Origin of the sequence: Paraburkholderia sp. GAS206C, assembly GCF_050435645.1 — a bacterium.
In the GTDB taxonomy this organism is placed as follows: domain Bacteria; phylum Pseudomonadota; class Gammaproteobacteria; order Burkholderiales; family Burkholderiaceae; genus Paraburkholderia; species Paraburkholderia phenazinium_B.
In genome coordinates this window covers 458,695-482,030 of record NZ_JBNDKR010000005.1, presented here as the reverse complement: position 1 = coordinate 482,030, position 23,336 = coordinate 458,695, and the positions used below count along the sequence as shown (strand labels likewise).

General features: G+C 58.4%; 22 protein-coding genes and 3 pseudogenes. 11 read left to right on the top strand and 14 right to left on the bottom strand.

Annotated elements, in window-relative coordinates:
* Both P3T20_RS17005 and P3T20_RS17000 read right to left on the bottom strand, forming a co-directional pair.
* Complete coding sequence (locus tag P3T20_RS17005; RefSeq protein ID WP_429287433.1) at positions 1-417, bottom strand: MarR family winged helix-turn-helix transcriptional regulator; 417 nt, start codon at positions 415-417, stop codon at positions 1-3.
* An 86-nt stretch (positions 418-503) separates the two neighbouring features.
* Positions 504-1,670 carry an HPP family protein gene (locus P3T20_RS17000; protein WP_074266884.1) on the bottom strand — a complete coding sequence of 389 codons (1,167 nt, stop codon included), beginning with the start codon at positions 1,668-1,670 and terminating at the stop codon, positions 504-506.
* Between the two features lie 445 nt (positions 1,671-2,115).
* On the opposite strand from P3T20_RS17000, the gene P3T20_RS16995 reads away from it, so the two are divergent.
* Positions 2,116-2,433 (top strand): DUF1840 domain-containing protein, encoded by a 318-nt coding sequence (locus tag P3T20_RS16995; RefSeq protein WP_074266885.1) that lies wholly within the window; start codon positions 2,116-2,118, stop codon positions 2,431-2,433.
* Positions 2,434-2,468: 35 nt separating this feature from the next.
* Here P3T20_RS16995 and P3T20_RS16990 read toward each other — a convergent pair whose 3' ends face one another.
* Genes P3T20_RS16990 through P3T20_RS16980 form a run of 3 tightly spaced genes read right to left on the bottom strand, consistent with a single transcriptional unit; the run spans position 2,469 to position 3,441 of the window.
* Positions 2,469-2,738, bottom strand: coding sequence for a hypothetical protein (locus P3T20_RS16990; protein ID WP_074266886.1), 270 nt, complete (start codon positions 2,736-2,738; stop codon positions 2,469-2,471).
* A 30-nt stretch (positions 2,739-2,768) separates the two neighbouring features.
* A complete protein-coding gene (locus P3T20_RS16985) occupies positions 2,769-3,203 on the bottom strand; it encodes a universal stress protein (RefSeq protein WP_074266887.1) in 435 nt (144 codons plus the stop codon).
* A 52-nt stretch (positions 3,204-3,255) separates the two neighbouring features.
* Complete coding sequence (locus tag P3T20_RS16980; protein WP_074266888.1) at positions 3,256-3,441, bottom strand: hypothetical protein; 186 nt, start codon at positions 3,439-3,441, stop codon at positions 3,256-3,258.
* A gap of 287 nt (positions 3,442-3,728) precedes the next feature.
* Between P3T20_RS16980 and P3T20_RS16975 the strand changes: the two are divergent.
* The 5 genes and pseudogenes from P3T20_RS16975 to P3T20_RS16955 form a co-directional block, all read left to right on the top strand.
* Positions 3,729-3,842: pseudogene (locus tag P3T20_RS16975) on the top strand (hypothetical protein); the annotation flags it as partial.
* Positions 3,843-3,897: 55 nt separating this feature from the next.
* Positions 3,898-4,463 (top strand): annotated as a pseudogene (locus tag P3T20_RS16970) (molybdopterin dinucleotide binding domain-containing protein); the annotation flags it as partial.
* Between the two features lie 136 nt (positions 4,464-4,599).
* The gene (locus tag P3T20_RS16965; RefSeq protein ID WP_074266890.1) at positions 4,600-5,346 is read left to right on the top strand and encodes a type IV toxin-antitoxin system AbiEi family antitoxin domain-containing protein; all 747 of its coding nucleotides are present in this window, start codon (positions 4,600-4,602) and stop codon (positions 5,344-5,346) included.
* Positions 5,283-5,855, top strand: coding sequence for a nucleotidyl transferase AbiEii/AbiGii toxin family protein (locus P3T20_RS16960; protein WP_083611572.1), 573 nt, complete (start codon positions 5,283-5,285; stop codon positions 5,853-5,855). The genes P3T20_RS16965 and P3T20_RS16960 overlap by 64 nt, the downstream gene beginning before the upstream one ends.
* A 44-nt stretch (positions 5,856-5,899) precedes the next feature.
* Positions 5,900-6,235 carry a hypothetical protein gene (locus tag P3T20_RS16955; RefSeq protein WP_143787646.1) on the top strand — a complete coding sequence of 112 codons (336 nt, stop codon included), beginning with the start codon at positions 5,900-5,902 and terminating at the stop codon, positions 6,233-6,235.
* A gap of 1,954 nt (positions 6,236-8,189) precedes the next feature.
* Here the strand turns inward: P3T20_RS16955 and P3T20_RS16950 are convergent.
* The 4 genes and pseudogenes from P3T20_RS16950 to P3T20_RS16935 all read right to left on the bottom strand — a co-directional run.
* A pseudogene (locus P3T20_RS16950) lies at positions 8,190-8,672 on the bottom strand (IS110 family transposase); the annotation flags it as partial.
* Between the two features lie 529 nt (positions 8,673-9,201).
* The gene (locus tag P3T20_RS16945) at positions 9,202-9,720 is read right to left on the bottom strand and encodes a hypothetical protein (protein WP_429287432.1); all 519 of its coding nucleotides are present in this window, start codon (positions 9,718-9,720) and stop codon (positions 9,202-9,204) included.
* Positions 9,721-9,984: 264 nt separating this feature from the next.
* The gene (locus P3T20_RS16940; protein ID WP_074266894.1) at positions 9,985-10,464 is read right to left on the bottom strand and encodes a DUF1348 family protein; all 480 of its coding nucleotides are present in this window, start codon (positions 10,462-10,464) and stop codon (positions 9,985-9,987) included.
* Between the two features lie 17 nt (positions 10,465-10,481).
* Positions 10,482-11,150 (bottom strand): TetR/AcrR family transcriptional regulator, encoded by a 669-nt coding sequence (locus P3T20_RS16935; RefSeq protein ID WP_429287431.1) that lies wholly within the window; start codon positions 11,148-11,150, stop codon positions 10,482-10,484.
* Between the two features lie 183 nt (positions 11,151-11,333).
* On the opposite strand from P3T20_RS16935, the gene P3T20_RS16930 reads away from it, so the two are divergent.
* Entirely contained in the window at positions 11,334-11,984 is a 651-nt protein-coding gene (locus P3T20_RS16930; RefSeq protein ID WP_429287430.1) for a YceI family protein, read from the top strand.
* A 40-nt stretch (positions 11,985-12,024) separates the two neighbouring features.
* On the opposite strand, the gene tdh is transcribed toward P3T20_RS16930, so the two are convergent.
* Positions 12,025-13,053, bottom strand: a complete 1,029-nt coding sequence (tdh, locus tag P3T20_RS16925) for an L-threonine 3-dehydrogenase (protein WP_429287429.1) — start codon at positions 13,051-13,053, stop codon at positions 12,025-12,027.
* A 13-nt stretch (positions 13,054-13,066) separates the two neighbouring features.
* A complete protein-coding gene (locus tag P3T20_RS16920; protein ID WP_429287428.1) occupies positions 13,067-14,266 on the bottom strand; it encodes a glycine C-acetyltransferase in 1,200 nt (399 codons plus the stop codon).
* Positions 14,267-14,418: 152 nt separating this feature from the next.
* Between P3T20_RS16920 and P3T20_RS16915 the strand changes: the two genes are divergently transcribed.
* The 3 genes from P3T20_RS16915 to P3T20_RS16905 all read left to right on the top strand — a co-directional run bounded on the left by P3T20_RS16915 (position 14,419) and on the right by P3T20_RS16905 (position 16,741).
* The gene (locus tag P3T20_RS16915) at positions 14,419-15,033 is read left to right on the top strand and encodes a helix-turn-helix domain-containing protein (protein ID WP_074266899.1); all 615 of its coding nucleotides are present in this window, start codon (positions 14,419-14,421) and stop codon (positions 15,031-15,033) included.
* 144 nt (positions 15,034-15,177) lie between these two features.
* Positions 15,178-15,576 (top strand): DUF2471 family protein, encoded by a 399-nt coding sequence (locus P3T20_RS16910; RefSeq protein WP_429287427.1) that lies wholly within the window; start codon positions 15,178-15,180, stop codon positions 15,574-15,576.
* A 103-nt stretch (positions 15,577-15,679) separates the two neighbouring features.
* Entirely contained in the window at positions 15,680-16,741 is a 1,062-nt protein-coding gene (locus P3T20_RS16905; protein ID WP_429287461.1) for a tyrosine-type recombinase/integrase, read from the top strand.
* A gap of 98 nt (positions 16,742-16,839) precedes the next feature.
* Here the strand turns inward: P3T20_RS16905 and P3T20_RS16900 are convergent, their stop codons facing one another.
* The gene (locus P3T20_RS16900) at positions 16,840-18,045 is read right to left on the bottom strand and encodes a DNA-binding protein (RefSeq protein ID WP_429287426.1); all 1,206 of its coding nucleotides are present in this window, start codon (positions 18,043-18,045) and stop codon (positions 16,840-16,842) included.
* Between the two features lie 2,005 nt (positions 18,046-20,050).
* Between P3T20_RS16900 and P3T20_RS16895 the strand changes: the two genes are divergently transcribed.
* Entirely contained in the window at positions 20,051-21,436 is a 1,386-nt protein-coding gene (locus tag P3T20_RS16895) for a replication initiation protein (protein ID WP_367946968.1), read from the top strand.
* A 55-nt stretch (positions 21,437-21,491) separates the two neighbouring features.
* Here P3T20_RS16895 and P3T20_RS16890 read toward each other — a convergent pair whose 3' ends face one another.
* Both P3T20_RS16890 and parA read right to left on the bottom strand, forming a co-directional pair.
* Positions 21,492-22,553 (bottom strand): ParB/RepB/Spo0J family partition protein, encoded by a 1,062-nt coding sequence (locus P3T20_RS16890; RefSeq protein WP_429287425.1) that lies wholly within the window; start codon positions 22,551-22,553, stop codon positions 21,492-21,494.
* 24 nt (positions 22,554-22,577) lie between these two features.
* Positions 22,578-23,240: a ParA family partition ATPase gene (gene parA, locus P3T20_RS16885; RefSeq protein WP_074266906.1), complete on the bottom strand. Its 663-nt coding sequence runs from the start codon at positions 23,238-23,240 to the stop codon at positions 22,578-22,580.
* Positions 23,241-23,336 lie beyond the last annotated feature (96 nt).

Sequence of the window (23,336 nt, the reverse complement as noted above, 5' to 3'; positions counted from 1 at the left end):
TTACTCAACGTCGATCTGGGGAACCTTGAAGGCACCCTTGAGGGATTTCAATTCGGCACGATGCATTTCCGCCAGACGGGAGAGCACCTGCTCGCCCGCTTTCAGCAGATGAACCTCGACCTGGCGGCGATCGGTGTCGCTGATCTTGCGCCGGACGAGATCAAGTGCCTCACAACGGGACACTAGGGCGACCACGCCGTGGTGCTGCGACTGGAGCCGCTCCGCGAGTTCGCCGATGGTCGCCCAGTCGCGCTCCGGATAGCCCTTGATATGCAGCAGCAACAGGTACTGCAAAGGGGTAATACCTTCGCCCTGCGCGGCCTGCTCGGAAAATCGCTCGAAGCGGCGCATCTGGTAGCGAAACTCGGACAGTTGCTCGAAGTTCGTCTTGCTCAAACCGCGCGCGAGTGTTTTCATCGGAGTCCCGGTGTAGAAGGCAAAAGCGCGATTATATCGCTTTATGATATTTACATCTGAAACCGACCGAGGCACAGGGACAACGGCTACGCTGCGCGCTGCTGCCCGTTATATGTCTGGCGGTACAGGCCCGCAATCAGATCCGCCTCGGTAATCATCCCGGCGAGTCGCTCCTCGACATCCAAGACCGGAATATGGTGGTGTCCGTCGTTTGCAAAAAGGGGCAACAGTTCCGCGAAAGATGTATTCGCAGTCACGGTACGCACGTCGGGATTCATCAATGCGCCAACCACCGGCGCCAACGCCATGCCTCGCCTGATCCAGCGTTGCACCAGCGGCGGCAGAATCGACGCGCTCCCGAAGGCCCGTTTGTCAACGAGGTCAGCGCGCGTGACGATGCCGATCACGCGCCGTTCCGCATCGATGACGGGGAGCGCCTTGATACCGTGCTCCTTGAGCAGACCCCATGCCTGCGAAGCCCGCGTCGTCGCTGATACGGCCACCAAGGGGCTTGACATGATATCGGCGCAACTCAGTTCGCCGACCGTGCGCGCATAGGCCTGCAACTGGACATCGCGCAGCAGCGATTCCAGATCGTCGACGTTGATGTCGAGCAATTCGCCGCGCCGGTTCAGCGCCGCATCAAGGTCCGCGCGCGTGAATCCGGCCGCAGGTGCCGCCGGAGATCCCGTTGCACGCTGACCCACACCCGGATGTGCGACGTGCGGATAACGATGCCCAGTGGCCGCGTGGTACACGATAGCGGCGACCAGAAGCGCCGCAGACTGCATGGCAATGGGCTCAGCGACAAAACGGTAGCCCAGAGCGTGAACGGCCGGACCACCGAGGACCGCAGTCAACGCGACTGCGCCCGACGGGGGGTGGACACAACGCAGCGCGAACATCAGGCAAATCGCCAGCGCGACGGCCAGCGCGGCGGCGCCGACCGGATTGGCGATCCAGCTTGCACAGGCGACACCCACCGTAGCGGAGACGAGATTGCCGCCAATGATCGACCACGGTTGCGCAAGCGGACTTGCCGGCACCGCAAACAGCAACACGGCCGACGCGCCCATTGGCGCAACCAGCAGCGGAATGCTTGCAGCCGGTCCGAGCAGGACGTGCATGGTTCCGCCGGTAAACGCGATCCCAAGCAACGCACCGAGGCACGATCTCAAGCGTTCCGGCCAACGGACGGCGATGAGACTGGGAAGAAAGCCAGATAACCAGCGGGAAACAGCGTAGGAGGACAAGATTGGACCGGGCGTGGGTAAATGGCATGACGCGGGAAGGGACTACACCTTAAGGTCTAACCCTCCCGAAGCGAAAGAACGTCTTGTCATTATTATATTTCATTGTGATATAAAAGCGGATTCTGAGCCGATCGCTGGTGGCAGAACCGGGACCTCCAGCGGCCCGCCTCCGCGTTCGGCGGTCACACGGCGCCCCGACGGACGGCCTATCCGGCTTGAATATGTCATATCATGATCTAAAATGAAAGCAGGCCTTCTCGTGACTGATGTTTGAGCACAGGCAGTCCGGATGAAATTACAAGGATGATTCGCCCGGATTGCGTGCGCCCATGGGGACGCCACGTTCGCTCGAATGCACAAATCCGGTCATCCTGAAGGCCTCGACTGTCGTCACGGAAGACAATCATCCGTTGCGACGGATCGCGCCAGGCCACAAGGAGCTATCATGCTGATCACGTTTCAAACGCCCGCTGCGCCAGATGTAGTAATGCTTAGGGATCTCGCCCAGTATTTGCTGGGGCTCGTCGGCAAGCGACTCGATACGCGCGGCGTCATCCTGCACGATGAACTGCCCCTCGCAATCAGCCGGCTTGAAGCGGCAATCTCGGACGACGAAAAAGCGGAGATTGTTCTCGAATCGTTTCAGTACTCGCGCGAGCACCACCAGCAATCGGGCAGTGGGCTGTCGCAACGGGCGTGGCCGTTTCTCGACATGTTGCGCGAAGCCCGAAAACAGAATGCCGATATCATCTGGGGGCTGTAGAAGCCCATTGCAGTGTGGATGGAGGTCTGGTAGACCTAAGTCAGATGGGCCAGCAACGACATACTGTCGATATAGTCTTTCGCAATCGCAGTGGCAATTTTCAAAGCGTCTCCTGAGCGCGCAAAGACCCTTTGTTTCGGATCACATAGCAGCTTTCGATGTGACCCGGTGCTGTCTTGCCACTCGATAACGGCCACCGGCTGATAGACGACGCCCAACTGCGCGCCTTCGCCAGCATCCCGATCGATCTGCGCACCCGCGTAGATCTGGCACGACCGGTATTCTTCGTACGCGTACCTGTTCATCACACACCCGTTTAAAATCTTGCGCGAGACTTAATCGGCAACCTCGAACAGAACACCGCACGACACGCGCTCAAGCAGAAGCGCATGATTTTCTCCGGTCCACCAGCGCGCAAGGAAGCCGCGCTGATGGTGCCCAATAACGATCAGGTCGACCTTCAACGAATTGGCAAGGCGCGCTATCTGATCCACGGCGTTTCCCACCGCCGCATGCCCTGTCGCGCTCACGCCCCATGCTCTCAGCCTGTCGATCCCTTCCTTTAGCGTTTCTCTTGAGGCTTCCTCATCAATCTCGAACCTGGCGGACGACACGACGTCGAATCCGCTTGACCAGTACGTGCTGTCGAAAACTGACAGCACGTGCGTCTCGGCCCCTAGCTGTTGCGCAAGCAGCGCGCCGCGGCGCAACGCGAGTCGGCCTTCAGGCGTCGCGTCATAGCACAGGAGAACCCGGTCAAACAGGACCATCTGTATCCCCTCTACAATCGGCCAACGCGCACCTCCCTTCCGTGGCAGCGAGTCAGACGATCATCGGCACCGCTTCGATAAGAGCAACGCCCAACAACGCGCCAACGGCCGCACCAATTAACGCGGGGTGCCAACGGTTGAGCCGCAGGGCTTCCCCCAGATTGCCAATCAGTATCATCCCAAGGATGGTCGTGATTGCCACCAGAAATCCCACGGACAAATCATGTCGGAAAAGCATTCGTCCTCCTCTTGCCGCTCGTTGCCGGCAGTTTTTATTATATGTCATGTTGTGATATACGCAATCGTGACTTCCGTATCACGATTGACGCGTCAAAAATGACGAAGGCCACCTGGCAGAACAGACTTGGCCTGCCACGCGGCCCTTGTCCTGCCGGAAAGACAGGTTGGCGAAACCTATCCCGTCTGCCCATGACTCCCCTTCTTACTATCCAGATGCTCCGTCTGCGCAGCCGCATGGCGCGCACTGCTTAGGTTCACGGAGTCATTGTGCCAGGTCCGTCGGTCATGGAAGCGCCCAGCGCGGCAGGTGATCTCATAACGCGCACGTTTGCGGCGTTCGCTCAGTCCGAACGCGATCAACTGATGGAGCGCACGCACGCCAATGTCGCACAGGCCAAGGCAGAAGGCAAAATCTCCGGTCGAATGTTATCGCTGACGGCCACGCAACGTACGGAAAACCAACGGTGCCGTTGCAGTCAAAGCGTGACAGGCATTGCCGGCAATCACAGTCACTGATCACACCCATCTCTCGCGCGCCCGCGAAGATGAAAAAATCCGCTTTCGCGACATTCAGGCGCAACCGCGCAAGACCATTTCGTCGCCCACCTGGAGCGGCATCGAATCCGAGCACGTCTCATACAGCGCGAGCTACACGAACGTACGTGAACCGATCCCCTGGCGCACCCTCTCGGGACGTCAACAGCTTTACCAGGATCACCGTGGATGCGCGATTTTGGCGAGTCGCTGTGCGTCTACAAACCACCGATCGATACGCGCAGTACGGTGGGCATCGGGGACACCCGCTCGAACGGCAATCTCGAGATCGCACTGAACTTCCTGACGCCTCATCAGAAATAGGGCATACACAGCACCTACACCGACAATCTGTTGATGCTGACACTCTCGCGCGGAGGCCCCATCGTCTGGGCATCGGAGATCGACGCCAGAAAAATAGGCGTGGTCGATAACGACTGGATTGAAGCGTTCAACGTGAACGGTGTATTGACTGCCCGCGCGGTCTATCGTTTCGGTATGTAAACAACCCGGGGCAGCGAGTTCACACCGATTCCTCAGTTTGCTGGCACATTAAATAATTGCAAATAATCAAATATTTGCTGTATATACTGCATCCAGATAACGCATCCAGAAAAAACTGATGAGCAACAAAACAGTCCAGCGGCTGATGCAGGAAAGCCGGCGCGGTCATCCTATCGATTCAGACATGCTCCGGAACATGGGCATCAGCGCTGCGCTCGCGGCGCATATGGTCAAATCCGGGTGGCTGCAACGGCTCTCGCAGGGCGTCTACCTTTTGACCGGGGACATTCCGACAAGGGACGGTTCGATCGCGTACCTGACTCGACGCATCGCCGGTCTTCACGTTGGGGGGAAAACAGCCCTTTCCTGGCAAGGCGTGCGTCACAACATCGCGTTTCGCGAAAATATTGTGCTGTGGGGTCAGAAGCCCTATCGCATCCCCTCCTGGGTGGACCGGCACCTGATCTACTCATTTCAGACCACTGCCCTGTTTGACGACGACCTGCCCTACGAAAAAGGCCTAAAGCCGCTCCCTGCTGGTGACCCGGAGGTCAAGGTGTCGGTACCCGAGCGAGCCATGCTGGAACTCGCCAGCGACATTGGCAAAGGTCAGTCGATTGAGGAAGCGGGCAACCTGATGGTGAGCCTGCGTAACCTGCGCGCTGACGTGCTGGACGAGTTTTTGAGCCACTGCCACCGGGTGAAGGTTGTCAGGCTCGTCCGTGACCTCGGACTTGAGGCCGATTTTTCGTGGGCTCGAGGACTTCAGAAGCATGTGGACCGTCTTGGCGCCGGGAAAAGATGGTCGAATCAGACAAAAAATGGCCGCATAACACTCAAGCCAGAACGAACGAAATCTACGTAGACACCGTCCGGCTGATGCTGGGCATCGCACCGATCATCACCCCTCTGTTCGCGATGAAAGGTGGAACCGCGTTGAACCTGTTCTTGCAGGAGATGCCTCGCCTCTCTGTCGACATCGATGTGGTCGTGAAGAACCCGAAACTTACCCGTCACGAAGTGTTGTTTAACCATAGGCACTCGATGGCAGGCGTCTACGAGAGTGACTTCGTCGGGATGACGATCGAGACTGTCGGTCTTGATGTACTCGAAGCGACGCAGGAGCGTCCGCATCGGGAACTGCCGACCGCCCTGACCGAACCACACCGCCAGTTCCTGATTTCCCTGCTTCGCACCGAACCCGACTGGTCCCTGATGCCCTACAAGCACCTGAGCAAACTGCCGCCCATAAGGTGGAAACTCATCAATCTCGAAAAGCTCAGAAAGAATAATCCGGCACTGTTCGAGAAGCAGGAGGCCTTGCTGCGTGAGGGCTTTGCCGCTATTGACAGTGGGAAAGAAGCTTCGACCTGACTAGCTGCAATCCGTCCTCGACCGGCCTGCCGAAACAAGAGTGCATGATGAAGAAAGCCGTGCGGAACCGGGGCGGCGCGGGTCGCGGCGAGACAGTCAAGCGCCAGCGCCTGTCCGTAGAGCGTGAGATTGCAGAAGCCATGCGCAAGGTAGAACCCCTTTCCGGAAACTCCAGAGAGCGAGATGTCAACGCGATCTCAACGGCTGGCCTGACAGCCTCCAATAGCGCCTACGAGGCGTTGACTGACGATTTCAAGCAGTCCACGGATGAACTTACGCAACTACAAAGCAATATCAACACCTACGTCAATTTCATATCAACTGCCAGCAGTGTCGTCGCGGGACTTGCCAGCGAGATCCCCTTGGTAGCGATGACGTAGTCCCTTACACTCGGCAGTTCAAGACGGCGTCATTTGATGTCGTCGCAATTTCCGTTCTCCGCAAACTTATCAGCGCCCCTTGACTGTTTTGACGCCGACGTCCGGACTTTGATTGGAGAAAAGCATGTCGGACATACACGTACCGCGATCGAAAAGCGGGCGCACTGAACAGCCCGCTTAACGAGTCTCACCTCATGGCACGGACCGGGCCATCCTCCTGTCGCCGATACTCGTCGGAATCAACATCGTAGGCTCGTCATTTCTTTGGAAAGTCGTCGAGCGTCCCGCTGACTGCCGCAAATTTGCGGTGACCCTCGCCGCCTTCGTACCCGTGCTGGTCGGAACACGCCACCATAACTTGGCAACACACTGATCGTGGCATAAGACCGGCTGCGCCGCTTACATCAGTAGCTTCCCTCCTGCCCGCCGCGATTGCAATTCAGAAGGTCGAGCAAAGGCGCCGCACTTCAACCGACGAGCGCCAATTTTCAAAGGAATTGAGCGCGCGACGCTGCGGTATGGATATTCACGTTTGATTTTTTTCGAATCAGACTACCTAACGGTGCAAATCATTTGCACCCATCTCTCATGATCAACAGACCAACGTCGACGACTGTCGTTAGCTTGTAGTTGGACATAGCCGAATGCCCAAGTCGATTAATTTTTCACGGGTCGAAAGCACTTGTTCGTCAAAGTGGGCAGCAACTCTTCGCTGTTGGCGTCGACGAATGACTGGTCTGAGACAGTGAGCGGGCGTAGCTGTGTCGCGGAGGGGTGAACGGGCGCCTGGAGTCGGTTGACGAACGTCCGCTGTATTTGCTAACCATCGCCAATATGATCTCACCTCTGAGAACCGTTTACTTCCATGATGCCGCTTCCTGGAAGTCCTCACCATCCTGGATACACTCACCTATTTGCAAAGGTTCGAACCGGTGAAATAGCGTGTGTTCGATGTATCACCCTTGGCGAAATATAAATTTCACCCACCTCCGCGTTATCCCGCGTCAGCGGCTCCCGAAAATCCTCACCTATTGTTTTTGCGAGCAGTCCTCCGAGATTTCCTCGCCTCGGAAATCGCTCACCTCCGTGACGTCGTCTCCTGGAAGTCCTCACCATCCTGGATGCGCTCACCTATTTGCAAAGGTTCGAACCGGTGAAATAGCGTGTGTTCGATGTATCACCCTTGGCGAAATATAAATTTTACCCACCTCCGCGTTATCCCGCGTCAGCGGCTCCCGAAAATCCTCACCTATTGTATTTGCGAGCAGTCCTCCGAGATTTCCTCGCCTCGGAAATTGCTCACCTCCGTGACGTCGTCTCCTGGAAGTCCTCACCATCCTGGGTGCGCTCACCTATTCACAAGGTTTCGAACCGGTGAAACAACGGTTCCTCGATGTATCACCGTGGCGGAATGGGAACTTGATTACAGATGCTTCATACCGCCGGCACCGGCTCCTGGAAATCCTCACTTTGTATTGGCTAACCGCTCGCTCAAGGTCTCTTCGTCTCTGGGAATCGCTCACCTCGATTACCTGGAATCCCTCACCATCCTTGAAGCACTCACCTATCCGCAAGGCTTTGAACCGGTGAAATATTGCGGGTTCGAAGTATCCCGTGCGGAGTATTGATTTGGCAGCACCAAATGACAGTGCATAGCATCCATGACTCAGTTGGTAACCGCCCCCCTTCACAAGCCTGGCACACAGGGGAGACGAACCGTCAAAATGGACGGCGACTCTTCTAAGTGCTACCAGCAGCCCTCGACGCAAACTGCGCCGAGCCAGCATTCTCCGCGCGCGAGGCTTCTGCCCGCAAACACCGTCGCTTCGTCCGTGGTCGGTATTTGTCGTCAGTGCTTCCGAGTCGATTGACTTCGCCAACAACGTAACCGTCCGACCGCGACCGTTCTTGACAGCGTGTTGAGTCAGGCGGCGGCGTGGTGAAGCTGATCGGCGACGACCCATGGCAACAGTTCGTCGACGCGATTGCCCATTACTTCGCCATACTCAGTCAGCAATCCCCTCAGACTGTTGATCTGCATCGTTCGGAACTTCACGAGCTGCTGCCGCATGCGATGCATCGCCAAGACCGCCTGCTGCGCCTCAGTCTTTACGGCGACCGCTTTCGCTGGTTGCTGAAGTGCCATCCAGATCGCCCGGGCATCAGCCACGTCATTCTTGTTTCCTGTCACAAACGCCTTGACGAACTTGGCGGGCATTACCTTCACCTGATGCCCCATTTCTATCAGCCGCCGCGCCCAGTGATGCGCACCACTGCACGCTTCCATTCCGATCAGACAAGGCGTGCGATTCGAAAAGTGTTCGAGAAACGCTGCGCGTTTGATCTGTTTGCGAACAATCTCGCCAGTCTCGGGCTCGACCCAATGAAGCTGGAAAACGTACTTCGCGATATCAACACCGACTGCCGTATGCGTCATCTCTGATTCTCCGGTTTGCCTGTCAAGATCCTGATGATCTCCTATCTCGAAGGGTTGCCTGGGTCTCGCTGCGACGCGCGATCATCGTACGGCCGTCAGCGGTGGGAGGGGACCGTTCATTTCATTCCATGATTCCTTTGTGGACACAGTCACATTTGTGCCCCAGGAAAGCATGGCTTCGCCTTCATCGGCCGTCTATACGGTCAGGGTCGGACGGTTACCCAACAACTGTGAGGCTTACGAATGGACAATTCGCATACGCCAGTTTTTTGCACACTCTCCTCGGACCCCTTATGCACAAAGGGAAGTCGAGACTTTTATTTAGTAAAGCGAATTTAGTGAGTGGCCGTAACGGAGAAAAATTGGCGAGATTTGCCTTGCTCGGATCTTGTGCTCCTATTGCCGGCGCCCGCTCCAGCTATGGCTGACAAGGTCAAATTCCATATCGTGAGATCTGTGGTCGCAACTTTATTGTCCGTTTTAGGCAATTTTCCAAAAGTCGCAACTTTATTGTCCCGCGATACCCGCCTCAAAACTTGTACTTCACCTGAAACCCAATGGTGAACGGCAATTGATCGGATGGAATCGGTGGGATAAAAATCAGGTTCGCCCCTACCCGCTTGTAGTCGAACATTACGATCGGCGCCGCCACCGGTCCAACCGTGTGATTGCGGCCCAAACCCCAGTTGCCATAGTTGTAGCCCGAGATAATGCCGCCGATCACCGCGAGTCTGACGAAGCCCCAATGCGCAAACTCCGGCGCCCACAGGCCGCCGCCATAGTACGAAGGGCGCCGCAGCGAGTTGCGAAAGCCACCTGCCGTTACCCCCCATTCGCCGTTGAACCAGCACTCGACGCCAAGGCCGGGATTGAACTCGTTGAAGTGGGTGCCGGGATCAGGATCGATGTGATACGAACCGAGCATCGCGTCAAACCATACTCCACCAACGCACCAGTCCGCCGCGTGAGCGGTGGATGCCACCGCAAAACTGGCGACGAGCGCCACGAGCGAGCGCCGGATGTTGTTGCTGGTCTGCCGCAAATGCATATGTTCTCCGCCACCGGTCGAGCGCCGGCGTATTGAATGTGCTGGTAATTGTCTGGTTGGCCGTCCGTCGCGCACTGTACCTCAACCCGTACGGTCAGTGTTGAGGCGACGCTCGGAAAGATGGGCACGCAGCCTGCGCAGCCGCGCCCAGTCAGCACAATAGCGGAAAGCAGTGGCAGATCGGTGAACGCCCTCAGGCGCTCACCTTTGAGTAGCGGGCCGCGTGCTCATGCGGCCTTTGTCTGAAGTGTCGCTCGCTCGCGCTCACAGCCCCAGGTCCGAGAGTCCCGGATGATCGTCCGGACGGCGTCCCAGCGGCCAATGGTAGAGACGGTCCGCTTCGCGAATCGGCAGATCGTTGATGCTCGCGTGGCGACGCGCCATCAGGCCGTGCTCGTCGAACTCCCAGTTTTCGTTGCCGTATGAGCGAAACCAGTTGCCGGCGTCGTCGTGCCACTCGTACGCAAAACGCACGGCGATGCGATTGTCCGTGAAAGCCCACAACTCTTTGATCAGGCGATAGTCGAGCTCTCGCGTCCATTTGCGGCGTAACAGTCCGACAATCTCCGCGCGGCCCGTCACGAATTCGGCGCGATTGCGCCACACGCTCTGCGGCGTGTAAGCCAGCGATACGCGTTCAGGGTCGCGGGTATTCCAGCCATCTTCGGCACCACGCACTTTCTGGATCGCGGTTTCGCGCGTGAAAGGCGGCACAGGGGGACGGGTTTCGATTGGGTCAGCCATGGTGATTGCTCCAAAGGTCAGGTGGGCGCACGTCGGGAAGGCGGTCGTGCGTGGGTGGATTCCCGGTTCTGCACGCTCGGCGCGTTTATCGCGTTGAGCAAGTGTTCTGCGGCCGCACGCGCATCCAATGCCGCGTCGGGTTCGCCGCTCACCAGCGCCACGCCAATGGCGCCGTCTATCAGGATCAGCCACTGACGCGCGAGGCGTGCCGCTTGATCACTGTCTGCGACGTTGCGCTCGGCCATGTATTCGTCGCACTGCGTTCGCACGAAGACCAGCAGGCGTTCTTTGTGCTCGCGCGCGACGACGCGGATTGGATCCTCCGCACCGGCGATTTCGCCCGCCGCATTCAGAAACGCGCAACCGTGGAAATCCGCCGAGGCGAACCACTCGCGCAATACGTCGAACATGCCGAGCAGACGCGTGCGCGTGCTCTCTCCATGGCGCAACGTGCCCTGGATAAACCAGTTCATCCAGCGTTCGTCGCGTCGCTCGAGCGCTGCGGCGACCAGCGCATCCTTCGATCCAAAGTGCGTGTAGAAGCTTTTGCGAGCCGTGCCGGACTGCCGGACGATCGCGTCCACTCCGGTTGCGTGGATACCGCCGGCGTAGATCAGCGCCTCAGTAGCGTCGAGCAGGCGTTCACGTGCGCTGCCGGAGATGAGCGGTTCAGTTGAAGTAGCCATGGACGAAGGGTAGAACGATCATTCTCCTTCGTCAAGAAAAATTCGCCCGTGGGAATTTTTCTGGCGTCGGCAGCGTTAACCTGAAAGTGCACCGTAAGCGCCCGGTCGATGAACGAATGAACGCTTGGGCGTGGGCGTACGGTTTGCGTTATCCTGGCGTGGGCCGAATCAGGGAGCAAAACGATGAAGAAGGACGCTGTTCGTGCAGCTTTGGTGCGCGCGTTGTCGATTGCGGCGGTCGCTACGGCCGCCGCGTGTACGCCGTTGCAGGTCGTCACGCACTCGGTCACGCAGACCGAAGCAAGTGTGCCGACCGGCCAGTACACGCTCGACCCGCATCACTGGAGCGTCACGTTCGATGTCGAGCATCTGAAGTATTCGCGCTTCACGATGCGGTTCGACCGCGCCACCGCCCAGCTTGACTGGAACGCGGGCGGCCTCGACAAGAGTTCGGTGGACGTGAACATCGACGCTGCCAGCCTCAACACCAACGTGCCGCTACTCGACAAGCAGGTCAAAAGCGACAGCGTGCTCGACGTGACACAGTATCCGCAGATCCACTTCGTCAGCACCGGTTTTGAGCGGACCGGCGACGCGCGCGGCAAGCTCACCGGCAATCTGACAATCCATGGAGCGACGCAACCGGTGACGCTCGATGTGGTGTTCAACGGCTTCGGCCCGGATCCACTCACCAAACAGGACACGCTCGGCTTTTCCGCCGAGGGCACGTTCAACCGGTCGAAGTTCGGGCTAGCGACGTGGTATCCGGCCGTGGGCGACGACGTACACGTGCGGATTCAGGCGGAATTCGTCCGGCCGGCCGCGGGCGCCTGAGGGGCGCCGCGCGGTGCGGTGCGGCGTGGTGCAGTAGAAGTCACACGGTCCAGTCTAGAATCACCTTGCCGCTCTCTCCCGAGAGCATCGTGGCGAAGGCACGCTGGTAATCGCTGACAGGGAAGTGGTGCGTGAGGATCGGCGACAGGTCCAGCCCGCTTTGCAGCATCGCGACCATCTTGTACCAGGTCTCGAACATCTCGCGGCCGTAAATGCCCTTGATTTCCAGACCCTTGAAGATCACCTGGTTCCAGTCGATCGCCGTCTGTGCAGGAGGAATGCCGAGCAACGCAACCTTGCCGCCGTGATTCATGGCTTCGAGCATGCTGGTGAATGCACTTGGCACCCCTGACATTTCGAGGCCGACGTCGAAGCCTTCGGTCATGTGCAGATCGGCCATCACGTCGCGCAACGATTCGCGCGAGACGTTCACCGCACGTGTCGCGCCCATCTTGCGAGCGAGTTCGAGACGGTAATCGTTGACGTCGGTAATCACGACGTTGCGCGCACCGACGTGTTTCGCAATCGCCACCGCCATGATGCCGATCGGACCTGCACCCGTGATCAGCACGTCTTCACCAACCAGGTTGAACGACAGCGCTGTATGCGTGGCGTTGCCGAACGGATCGAAGATCGCGGCGAGGTCATCGGAGATTTCCGGCGGAATCTTGAAGGCATTGAACGCCGGAATCACCAGATACTCCGCGAATGCGCCTTCGCGATTCACGCCCACGCCAACGGTATTGCGGCACAGATGCCGGCGTCCCGCGCGACAGTTACGGCAGAAACCGCAGGTGATATGGCCTTCGCCCGAAACGCGATCGCCGATCGCAAAGCCGCGGACTTCCTGGCCCATTTCGACGATCTCGCCGACATACTCGTGACCGACGTGCATCGGCACGGGGATCGTCTTTTGCGCCCAGTCGTCCCACTTCCAGATGTGAATATCCGTACCGCAGATGGCCGTGCGCTTGATGCGGATCATCACGTCGTTATGGCCGACTTCGGGCTTGGGCACATCCGTCATCGTCAGGCCGGGAGCGCGTTCGAGTTTTGCGAGTGCTTTCATATGCGCCTCCTGGTCAGATGATGCCGAGCGAACGGCCGACGCGTGCAAATGCATCCACGGCGCGGTCGATCTGTTCGGACGTGTGCGCGGCGCTCATCTGCGTGCGAATGCGCGCGCGGCCCTTCGGCACCACCGGGAACGAAAAGCCGATCACATACACGCCTTCTTTCAGCAGTTCATCTGCCATGCGTGAGGCAAGTTGCGCGTCGCCGAGCATCACCGGGATGATCGGATGTTCGCCCGGAACCAGCGTGAAGCCGAGCGCGCTCATCTTGCTGCGGAAATGCGCGCCGTTGGCCCGCACGCGATCACGCAGTTCGGCGCCTTCCGCGCTCGCGAGCAGTTCAAGCACCTTGAGCGAAGCGGCAGCGATACTTGGCGTGAGCGTGTTGGAAAACAGATAGGGACGCGAGCGTTGCCGCAACAGTTCGACGATCTCCTCGCGTGCCGCCACATAGCCACCCGATGCGCCGCCCAGTGCCTTGCCGAGTGTGCCCGTGATGATGTCGACGCGCGACAGCACGCCGCAATGCTCCGGTGTGCCGCGGCCGTGTTCGCCAATGAATCCAACCGCATGCGAATCGTCCACCATCACCAGCGCGCCGTAACGATCGGCCAGATCGCAGATGCCGGCGAGGTTGGCGATGATGCCGTCCATCGAGAACACGCCGTCTGTGGCGATCAGCTTGAAGCGCGCGCCGGCGGCATCGGCTTCTTTCAGTTTTGCTTCGAGATCGGCGAGATCGTTGTTCTTGTAGCGAAAGCGCTTGGCCTTCGACAGCCGCACACCGTCGATGATACTGGCGTGATTCAACTCGTCGCTGATGATCGCATCCGATTCGTCGAGCAACGTTTCGAACAGGCCACCGTTCGCATCGAAACAGCTCGAGTAGAGAATGCAGTCGTCAGTTTGCAGAAACGCGGCGAGCGCCTGCTCCAGTTCCTTGTGAACGGTCTGCGTGCCACAGATAAAACGCACCGACGCCATGCCGAAACCATCGCGATCGAGTCCGTCTTTGGCGGCTTCGATCAGGCGCGCATCGTCGGCAAGACCTAGGTAGTTATTTGCGCAGAAGTTCAGGACGTCGGTTCCGTTTGCGAGCCGCACGTCAGCCGATTGCGGGCTGGCGATTACGCGCTCAGTCTTGTAAAAACCGTCGGAACGGATCTGCTCGAGCGTGCTGCGCAAATGGGCGAGGTAGGGTTCACGCATACATCGGGCTCCTGTAGGGGCGGTGGACCGCGTGGCCGTGATGTTCGGCACTGTGGCGGCCTGCTATAGTCGGATAATGGTTTTATCGAACAATTTCGATTTTTCGAACTTAAGTTCGGTATGTCGAACAACTTTAAACGATAGGTCAAAAAATGGCAAGTTCGGGAACCCGGCGCGCAGCAACCGGCGCTGCACCCACTTTAGCCCAAACTGTCGCGGCACCGCCGCGGGTAGGCGAACAGATCCAGCGGCTGCGAAGCGAACGCCGCATGACGCTCGATGACCTGTCGCGCGCGGCCGGCGTGTCGAAGTCGATGTTGTCGGAAATCGAGCGTGACAAGGCCAATCCCACCATCGCGGTGGCATGGCGGCTAACCAACGCTTTGGGCGTCAGTCTCGATTCGCTGTTCGCGCCGCAAAAGGCGCCCGAGGCGATCGCCGTCTCGGGTCCGCACGAAATCCCGACGTTGAGCGGGCACGACGCTAAATATCAGTTGCGCGTGTGGGGGCCGATCGAGCTGGCGGGCAAGTTCGAGTGGTACGAGTTGACGCTGCAGGCTGGCGGAGCGCTGGTCTCGAATGCGCATGAACCGGGCACGCGCGAACATTTGACTGTGCTGCATGGGTCGATCGAGATCGAGGCTGCCGGTACCACCAGGCGGTTAAAGGCGGCAGATACGGCACGCTACGTCGCAGACGAACCGCACGCTATCCGCAATGCCGGGAAAAGCGAGGCGAAGGCTTTACTCGTGGTGATTCATGGATAGTCGGCGGGCACGGCCGCGCTGTACCTCCTCCAGTCCTGATATGCGGGCGGAATGAACACACGCGCTTGAGTACTTGGCCGTTCGGCCGAGGTTGCTTTGGATACTGTATATTTGTACAGTATACGCGGACTGACCGGAGCCGAAATGAACGAACTCACATCTCATCATGCCGACCAAGGCCTGGCTGCGCTGCGTTTCCAGGCCGCGGCGCGCGATCTTGAACACATCGTCCGCAGCGTCGCTGCTCGCTATATCGTCCAGCAAGTACCGTTAACCTGGCGGCTACTGCACGCCATCGAGGCGGAAGCGCTCGCTGACCTTGGTTTCGCCGGCCGGCACGACGCGCTGATGCTTGGGTTGTTCCAGCGTCCTTCTGCGCTTCCTTATCCGGAAACTGACGAGCCTGTGGATTTCGGCGCGTCGAACGCTTTGCCGGCCGTGTTCGCGTTTGCGGTATGTGTATATGAAGAGGCCTATCGCAGGGCCGCGCAAGCGGCGCCCACTCGCGGCGCGCCTCGCCGCGCACGGGCGTGGGGTGGGTGAGTCCCAGGGATCGGGCGGGTCCGCCCTGGTTTGTTAGATAGATTTGTTCTCGGTCTGGAGTAGACTGACCTACAATAATACGCAACTAACAGTAAATCATTTCATGGCCTCTCCCCACTCGCCCGGCTCCGCCGACCGAGACATCCCAGCTACCGATCTCTTCGACCAGGAACGCGAAGACTGGCGTCGCGATCCTCGCATCGCCTTCGACGCATGGCTCGCCAAACAGCACTTTCGTCGATCTTCGGCCGAGGTGTACCAGGCACAGTGGGGACTCTTTCTTGACTGGCTAAAAGTTAGGCATGCCAATCTGATCACCGTCGACGGAAAAACCATTGCCGACTTTGTTGCCGGACTGGCAATCCGAAAACCGCAGCGTGTACGGTATTTACGTTTGATCGAACGGGTGCTCGACCACGTTCGTGAGATCGAATCCGCTTCAACGAACCCCGCGCGATTTATCGCGCAGGACGGCGAGGCCGCCTGGCGCAATGCACGCGACAACGAGCCCACGGGTTTTCTTACTACCCACGAGCGAGCACTACTGATCGCCCATCTGTTCTCGCCGGTGACCGACCTCACTGCGGCTCAACGTTGGAGGGAACGTCGCGATCGGGCGTTGATTGCTGTGTTTCTTGGTGGAGGATTGAAAACAGGTGAAGCTCGAACGCTTACGGTTAGTTGCGTTGTAGCGGGGTCGCCTTGGGTCATAGTCGAGTCACCCAATCCAATGATGACCCGGCGCACACGGTTATCGCCATTTGCTATCGCTGCGCTCGACGCATGGCTCGCGGAGCGGCGCCTGTGTGAACTCGCCGGCAATCTCGTATTTCCGGCGTCTCCCTCTGGACGGCCAATGCACAAGGCAACGATGCTGCGTTCTATCGATGCATTGATCGACGCTGCTGGCTTCGCCGAGTCGCGCGAATCGCGGGCAAGTCCGCAAACCTTACGCAATACCTTCGCCGCCGATCTGTTTGAGACGGGCGTCGCGCCGGATCTGGTAGGTGAGTGGCTAGGATTTATGCAGCCGGTTTCCGCGGCTCGACTCCATCGGGCATGGAAGGCATGGTCGGATCAGCAGAAAATTCCGACCTGCGACGAGGCAGATTCCACCGGGCCCTCTGGAAGGACAAGTCCGCGGGGCGGGCCTTCGACTGGTTAACAGTGTGAAAATCAGCCCGGAAAGGCTCACCTTTCCGGTCCCGAATTACCTCACCTTTCGCCGGATGCCGAGATGACCACGAGGTGAAGTGAGTGTGGTTACGCTACGGAACTCACCGGCCTAACGGCCAAAAACCGCGTGACGGCCTCGAGCCGTGAATGTCCGAGCCCTGACGAGTGCTCACACTCGGGACACTGAAGTTCGAACCGGTGATCGACTTCAGAGAGCTCGGGTTCACCTTCCTCGCATTTTGGACAACGCAACGGAAGCGTGACATGACCGTCGGCAACCGTGCCGATCGTCGCGAGGTCATCGGCACTCAAGCGGCCGGTATTGGCAAGCGTGCACAACAGGGCGGCGACTTCCGGATCTACGCCTTGCTGCGCGCGTAGCAGTGCAATTTCACCCGTCAGCGCATCGAGCTCGTCGGACTGTTCGCGCAGTTGAGCGTCCAGCCGGTCGCCTCTCGCTTTTGCCGCAGCGATTTGCTGGATAAACTCGAATTCTTTCCGGCTGGCATCGCGAACGCCGGACTGGTAGGTCGCCGCCATGCTACGTAACGAATCGAGCTCAACAAGCATGGGCTTGACGCGGCGCTCGGCCTCGGCCACGGCGTCCTTGATCTGTTGCGCGTAATGCTCGGTGCTTTGACGCAGTTCGATATGCAATGTATCGATGCGGTCGCGCAGCGCGGCGTTGGTGGACTGCTCCGTTTCGAGACGTTTGCGGAGAGCCTCGTTTTCGGCGTCGAGACGCCGAACGCTTGCCTGCAAACTGTCCTGATGAACACTGCCGTGGGTATTGGCTGTGGCCAGCTCCGCTTCGAGCATCCGAACCCGTTCCCAGGCGGCATCAGCACGTGCGTCACTTCGACGAATCGCATCTTCCGACGCCTGCCGGCGAATCTCAGCTTCTCTCGTTTCGCGTTCCGCGGCGGCGATCTGTGCCTGGATGTCCTCGCGTTCGCCGTCGAGGGTCGAGCGCGCGTGTTCGATGGCTTCCTCGAACAACGCCCCGAGTAATTCACCCGCGCGATCTTCAAGTGCTTTCGGGATAGTTCCAGCACCGATTCGAACACGGGATGCACCGCGAATCCGTTCCCAGAAGCTATCAATGTCTTTGGGGATATCGCTGGCACTTCCGGTTTGGGTCAGATCCCGGACCGCTGCCATGGACGGCCGAATGCCGAGATCAAAAAACAGACGCTTGCAGGCATGAAGCGATAATTCTTGCCGGCGTGCACCGCTCTCACGCATCGATTCCAGCTCCCGGCGGATCGCCTGACGCTCTTCGTCCAGATTCATTTACACCTCGAGGTTGCTCGATTTCGATGAATCATAACAATTTACGTAGCATTTGCTACAAGTTTATCGGGGTGCGATGCATTCGTGCTGATCGGTGACCGATTTAGTGAAAGTGAACGTTGCGATAGTTGCCTTTGATGGAATTTCCGTGAAACAAAACTAAGAATAGCCAATAACCCATTGGATAGAAAAGAGTTTTTTGCCTTTCCAGTCGTGCAGAGACTGTTTCACGAAGCGGAATGCGGGGCGGGTGTGTGATTCCGGCTTGTCCGAAGGACGCGCGGGGTGGGAATTCTTGAGAGTAATAAAAGTAAACACCCTTGAACCCTTATTAAAAACGTTAACGCCACGGCAGAGCCTTACCAGGCAAGGGTTTGCGGGTAGTCAGGTGAAGCTTTACGGGAGACTGGGTGAGGAGTTGCAGGATGGTCGGGTGATGGGGTTCAGGGACCGGGGTGAGGACCTGCGGGACAGTGAGTGAGCGGCTTCAGGAGACGCTTACAAGACGGCATCTAATGATAGGTGAGGTTTTGCGGGACCTGGCGGGCCGTGCAGGCCCACTGGACGTAAAAATGATCTCACAGACTCGAGATCGGTGCGGTGAGCGCTTTCGGGAGGGCTTTTTGTCCCTCTTTTTGGCGCAGATTTGGGGCGTCGGAAGCCCTCGGTGAGACAACGCAGGAGAAAACGCGTACCCAAGGTGAGGCTTTTCGGGGAATCGCCCGCTTTTATGCCCGAATTTTGTGCACTGATTACCCTAAGGTGAGGGTTTGCGGGAGCTACTCCATATTTTTAAGCCCTTGAGGTGCCGAAAGAACCAGGCGAGAGACTTCGAGGTGCCAAGGTGAGCCTATACGGGAGGCTGCCAAGGGGAGCTGGATGATGATCGGAAAACTCACCGCCAAGCCATAAGGTGAGTGTTTTCGGGATTCATCCGGATGCGAAAAATCCCTCCAGGTGAGGTTTTTCGGGAGGAAGTTTGTGGTTACTTCCGTGGAAAAGCCTACACAGCTTGATTGGTGAAGAAGGATCGCAAGGCCTTGATTCGTCGATGGTGAGTTTTTACGGGAGAGTGCTGCGATGCTGGAATCTGATAACGGTTGTTCGGACAGAACCGTTAAGGTGAGGTTTTGCGGGACCCGATTATTTCAAGCGTTACTCGACGTAGTTTCTCTAACTGTATGAAAGTATTAATTTTTTTACCGATATCGGGGATGGGTGAGACTTTTCGGGAGCCTGAAACGGTGCTGGTGCACGCTAGCCATCGAGCTGAAGGCAAAGGGTGATTGAGCTCAAAGGTGAGGACTTTCGGGAGTGTTTCGATGCCCTGCTCCTATGCGATTTGCTGTGAGCCGCGTGTTTTCGCGGGTTCACGAGAGGGCTAAGGTGAGGGTTTTCGGGGGCGGTTGGAAAAGGATTGCGTCCGCAGAGGCATCGCCGTTCTGTTCATAAGAGCGGCGACCCCGTCTGCATCTGGCGGGATGGCGTTGGATGCCGCTTCGATCCGGCTGGCAGCGGGCTTCGGTGCGATCGAGCGTCCTTCCTGTCCTGCTTACAGTGCCGGGGAGCGCGCCGTCTATGCACGGCCGGATGGCGGCCTTGGCGCCGCTCTCAGGTCTTTCCGTGGACGGGTGCGTGCGGGAGTGCCTAATATGGCCGCCCGGTTATGGTGCGCTTGCCACGATGTGAGCACTTCACCCTCGGACCACTCTTCCGGCGGGATGAAAACCTGGGACCAAGCGACCCCCAAGAGGGCGAATCAAGTCGTGTATTTACGACTTTTTTTTATGGTGAGCCGATACGGGAGCGAAACCCTCCCTTTCGCAACGCACCATGGAACAGGTGGCTTTTGCCTGGCCCGCGACGAGCAACGAACCCCGCGACCTGGCCTTAAACAGTAGAGGTGAGAGTTTTCAGGAGTGAATCGAGGTGAGTCGCGATCCGTAAACTCACTTCACCGGGAATGGTGAGATGGCCCCTATAGACGTGCTTCACCACAGCCGGTATGCTTCCGCCAAATCCCTCCTCGACCCGACGCATGGCCACGACGAAGCGCGCGAAGAAGACTGATGTGGTGAGCCCGAGCTCAGCCGAATTGCGCAAAGCCGTCGAGGCGATCGCGATTCAGCCCAAGAGCGGGAAGATCACCCTCCTCACCCGAAAGCTGTTCAATGTTCTGCTTGCTGTCGCCCAGCAGGCAGACGAGTCCGGCGACACCTACCGCGCTTTGCTTTCGGACATTGTCGCCAACTCGGCATTCGACTCGAACGATACCGCGCTGGTCAAAGAACACCTGCGGCGGATGGTGTCAGTGCAGGTGGAATGGAGCACCGGCACCTCCAGTCAGAAGCCCGGCCGCAAATGGGGCATCTCGACGCTAATCGCAGACGCGGAAATTCTCGAAGATCCGACTACCCGGCGCGTATGGGTGGAATTCTCGTTCGCACCCAAGATCAAGAAAAAGCTGCTCGACCCTGTCCAGTATGCGCGGTTGAGTCTGCAGTTCCAAAGCCAGTTGCGAAGTAGCGCGGGCTTGGCGCTATATGAGATCTGCGTGCGCTATCTGACCAATCCGAGTCACCTCACGATGCGCGAGTCGTGGGAATGGTGGCGCCCAATTCTCTCCGGCACGCCCGACACCGAAGCGGGAGACGAGGCAAAGCGCGAGTACAAGTACTTCAAGCGCGACTACCTGCGGCCGGCTATTGCCGAAGTCAACGCGGTCACCAACATCTTTGTCGAGCTGATCGAACATCGGGAAGGCCGTCGCGTCGCCGAGATCCAGTTCCGCGTGACGGAGCGTAAGCAGCCGATGCTGGCGCTCGACGAACATCCGAACGTCTTCGACAGTACGCTCGTCGACCGCATGGTCAAGATCGGAATTCCGCTCAAGGAAGCCCAGACGCTTTACGCGGATAGCGAGGAAAACCGGATTCGCGCCGCGTTGCAGATGACGGAACAGCGCATGCGCAGTACCTCGCTGCCGCCGGTACGCAGCGCACCGGCGCTTTTCAAGGATGCATTGAAGAAAGGCTATGCGCCGCCAGTCGAATCACTGGTGTCGGGCAGCGCCGGCAAGGCGGCGGTGGCAGCGCCGGCGGACGATCTCAAGGCGCGCCTGCTTGGCGAATACTCAGGTTATCGTCGCAAGGAAGCGCGGGCGCTCTACGATGAACAGGGTGAAAACGAGCGGGAAATTGCGCGCCGGTCGTTCGAGGACGACGAGTTGCCGGGTCTTGGTTCGCACATGCGCGACGACTGGCGCCGTCGCGGACTCGACTCGAAGATTGTTGAAACCGCGTTCTTCGACTGGCTGGCCCGCAAGACCTGGGGTGAGCCAACCGATGGCGACCTGCTCGCGTTCACCTTGAGCCAGTCCCGCGCCGCGTGAAGCCTGCTAGCTGCTAATTGCCAGTGCGGCGTCGTTGCGACGCCGCACCAACAGGTTACTTCGGCAGCAACATCTGCTCGATCTGCCTTAGGATGTCGTCGCGCTTTTCCTTCGACAGACCCTTCAGTCGGAGTTCGATACGGTCGTCTCCATACGACTTCAGATCTCCCACCGACACGCCATCCAGCTTGATCTCAAGACGCTGCGCGTAGCGTTGTCGTCCCGCCGGTTTGGTGTTTTCCTGCGCGCTGGCCCGCCCTTTAACGATGTCGGCAACCTGGCGCGTGCTCAGATCATCAGAGAGGATCTTGTTGATCAGACGCAACGTGGCGTCCGAGCCGCGAGCGCCGTGGTATCGGCCAACCTGATAGGCCATGTTCGACCCGAAGCGATCCGTTCTTGCGACCATCTCCTGCATCACTACCTCTGGCAACTTGGCAATGGACAAGGCCACTGCGACAGTCGACTCATCCAGTCCCAGATGCTCGGCCAGTTCCTTCTGACTCTGGAAGTACTTTTCGTCCAGAAAGCGCTTCCAGACGACCGCGTTGTCGAACACTGTCTGCGAGTCGCGCTGAACGTTGAGATCGTAGCCGAGCTTGTAGCTCTCGAGACCGATCGGCAGATCGATGACGATTGCCTTCACCGACTCCTTGTTGGCTTCCTTGAGCGCACGCACCCGTCGTCCGCCATCGCTCACGAAATACGTGCCCGGGATGTCGTAGTCGGGGATCACGTGGATCGCCTGCTGCTGGCCCTGCTTTGCCAGATTGACAGCCAACTCGGCGATCGATGTCTTCAGATAAAAGTGGCGGGGATTGAACGGACTGGGCTTGATCGCCTTCAGCGCGATCTCAATCACCTGCCCGGGACGGTATCCATTCTCGACGCGCCACGCATGGTACGCGGCAGATTCATTCAGCGTTTCCGCCAATTCGGCTTCGGTAGCGGGCGGTGCGGAGACGGGCTGACTCGATCGGCCCGCGATGTTGCTCACCTTCGGAGCATTTTGCACCAGGCCATCAATGGCGTTGAGGCGGTCGAGGGCAGTCCGCTTCTCGCTGGTCGTCGTGTCCGGACGTGCTTGAAAGCCTTTGGCGAATTGGGAGGGTTTCATTCAGTGTCCTTTATGCGCATAAATTCAGGGGAGCAGGGCGGCGATCTCGTCGGCGAACGCACGTACTTCGGCGGCCGCGAGCTTGGCGCCGCGGTCATTCATCTGCAGCACAGTCTGCCCGAGCGCCATGGCCTGCTTATAGGCTTCGCGGGTAGGAATCTGGGTCTTGAGCAGCGGAAAACCTAGTTCTTCCAGCGCACGCTTGAGTTCGCGGGTCAGCATCCGCTTCTCTTCGGTCTTGTTGAGCAGAAAGACAGCGCGCAGGTCTTCGTTCATTGACTGGGCTTGCTGAATCAGCTTGACCAGTCCCACGCTCGACCAATAATCGGCCGGGGACGAAGAGGTCGGGATGATGGCTACGGTAGCGGCGAGCAGGACGACGCCGGAGACTTTCTCGGTGATGGATGGCGGGCAGTCTACGACGATGATGTCATAGTCGCCGACGAACTTCTTGATTTCGCGGTGGATCTGGCCACCGAACTCGGAGAGATTGACGACCGGAAAAGGGATGCCCGATTCGCTGTCCGATGATGCGCTCGTCCAGTGGACCAGAGTGTTTTGCCCGTCAGCGTCGACGACGAGGACCCGCTTACCTTTCTCATGGAACGCAGCGCCGAGGTGCATCGCGATTGTGCTTTTCCCGACTCCACCCTTCTGTTGAGTTACCGCGATGATTTCTGCTGCCAATCTTCACCTCTCTTTTTAGACGCTGATGGATTTTACCTTGATGAATTTGTATTTCAATCTGTTTTGTCGTTAACGTGCGACGCGTTAGCCATTCGG

Bases quoted from the DNA above. Each gene is read 5' to 3' on its own strand.
- P3T20_RS17005 (WP_429287433.1), bottom strand. From the start codon at position 417: ATGAAAACACTCGCGCGCGGTTTGAGCAAGACGAACTTCGAGCAACTG.
- P3T20_RS16995 (WP_074266885.1), top strand. From the start codon at position 2,116: ATGCTGATCACGTTTCAAACGCCCGCTGCGCCAGATGTAGTAATGCTT.
- P3T20_RS16990 (WP_074266886.1), bottom strand. From the start codon at position 2,738: ATGAACAGGTACGCGTACGAAGAATACCGGTCGTGCCAGATCTACGCG.
- P3T20_RS16985 (WP_074266887.1), bottom strand. From the start codon at position 3,203: ATGGTCCTGTTTGACCGGGTTCTCCTGTGCTATGACGCGACGCCTGAA.
- P3T20_RS16980 (WP_074266888.1), bottom strand. From the start codon at position 3,441: ATGCTTTTCCGACATGATTTGTCCGTGGGATTTCTGGTGGCAATCACG.
- P3T20_RS16965 (WP_074266890.1), top strand. From the start codon at position 4,600: ATGAGCAACAAAACAGTCCAGCGGCTGATGCAGGAAAGCCGGCGCGGT.
- P3T20_RS16960 (WP_083611572.1), top strand. From the start codon at position 5,283: ATGGTCGAATCAGACAAAAAATGGCCGCATAACACTCAAGCCAGAACG.
- P3T20_RS16955 (WP_143787646.1), top strand. From the start codon at position 5,900: ATGATGAAGAAAGCCGTGCGGAACCGGGGCGGCGCGGGTCGCGGCGAG.
- P3T20_RS16945 (WP_429287432.1), bottom strand. From the start codon at position 9,720: ATGCATTTGCGGCAGACCAGCAACAACATCCGGCGCTCGCTCGTGGCG.
- P3T20_RS16940 (WP_074266894.1), bottom strand. From the start codon at position 10,464: ATGGCTGACCCAATCGAAACCCGTCCCCCTGTGCCGCCTTTCACGCGC.
- P3T20_RS16935 (WP_429287431.1), bottom strand. From the start codon at position 11,150: ATGGCTACTTCAACTGAACCGCTCATCTCCGGCAGCGCACGTGAACGC.
- P3T20_RS16930 (WP_429287430.1), top strand. From the start codon at position 11,334: ATGAAGAAGGACGCTGTTCGTGCAGCTTTGGTGCGCGCGTTGTCGATT.
- tdh (WP_429287429.1), bottom strand. From the start codon at position 13,053: ATGAAAGCACTCGCAAAACTCGAACGCGCTCCCGGCCTGACGATGACG.
- P3T20_RS16920 (WP_429287428.1), bottom strand. From the start codon at position 14,266: ATGCGTGAACCCTACCTCGCCCATTTGCGCAGCACGCTCGAGCAGATC.
- P3T20_RS16915 (WP_074266899.1), top strand. From the start codon at position 14,419: ATGGCAAGTTCGGGAACCCGGCGCGCAGCAACCGGCGCTGCACCCACT.
- P3T20_RS16910 (WP_429287427.1), top strand. From the start codon at position 15,178: ATGAACGAACTCACATCTCATCATGCCGACCAAGGCCTGGCTGCGCTG.
- P3T20_RS16905 (WP_429287461.1), top strand. From the start codon at position 15,680: ATGGCCTCTCCCCACTCGCCCGGCTCCGCCGACCGAGACATCCCAGCT.
- P3T20_RS16900 (WP_429287426.1), bottom strand. From the start codon at position 18,045: ATGAATCTGGACGAAGAGCGTCAGGCGATCCGCCGGGAGCTGGAATCG.
- P3T20_RS16895 (WP_367946968.1), top strand. From the start codon at position 20,051: ATGCTTCCGCCAAATCCCTCCTCGACCCGACGCATGGCCACGACGAAG.
- P3T20_RS16890 (WP_429287425.1), bottom strand. From the start codon at position 22,553: ATGAAACCCTCCCAATTCGCCAAAGGCTTTCAAGCACGTCCGGACACG.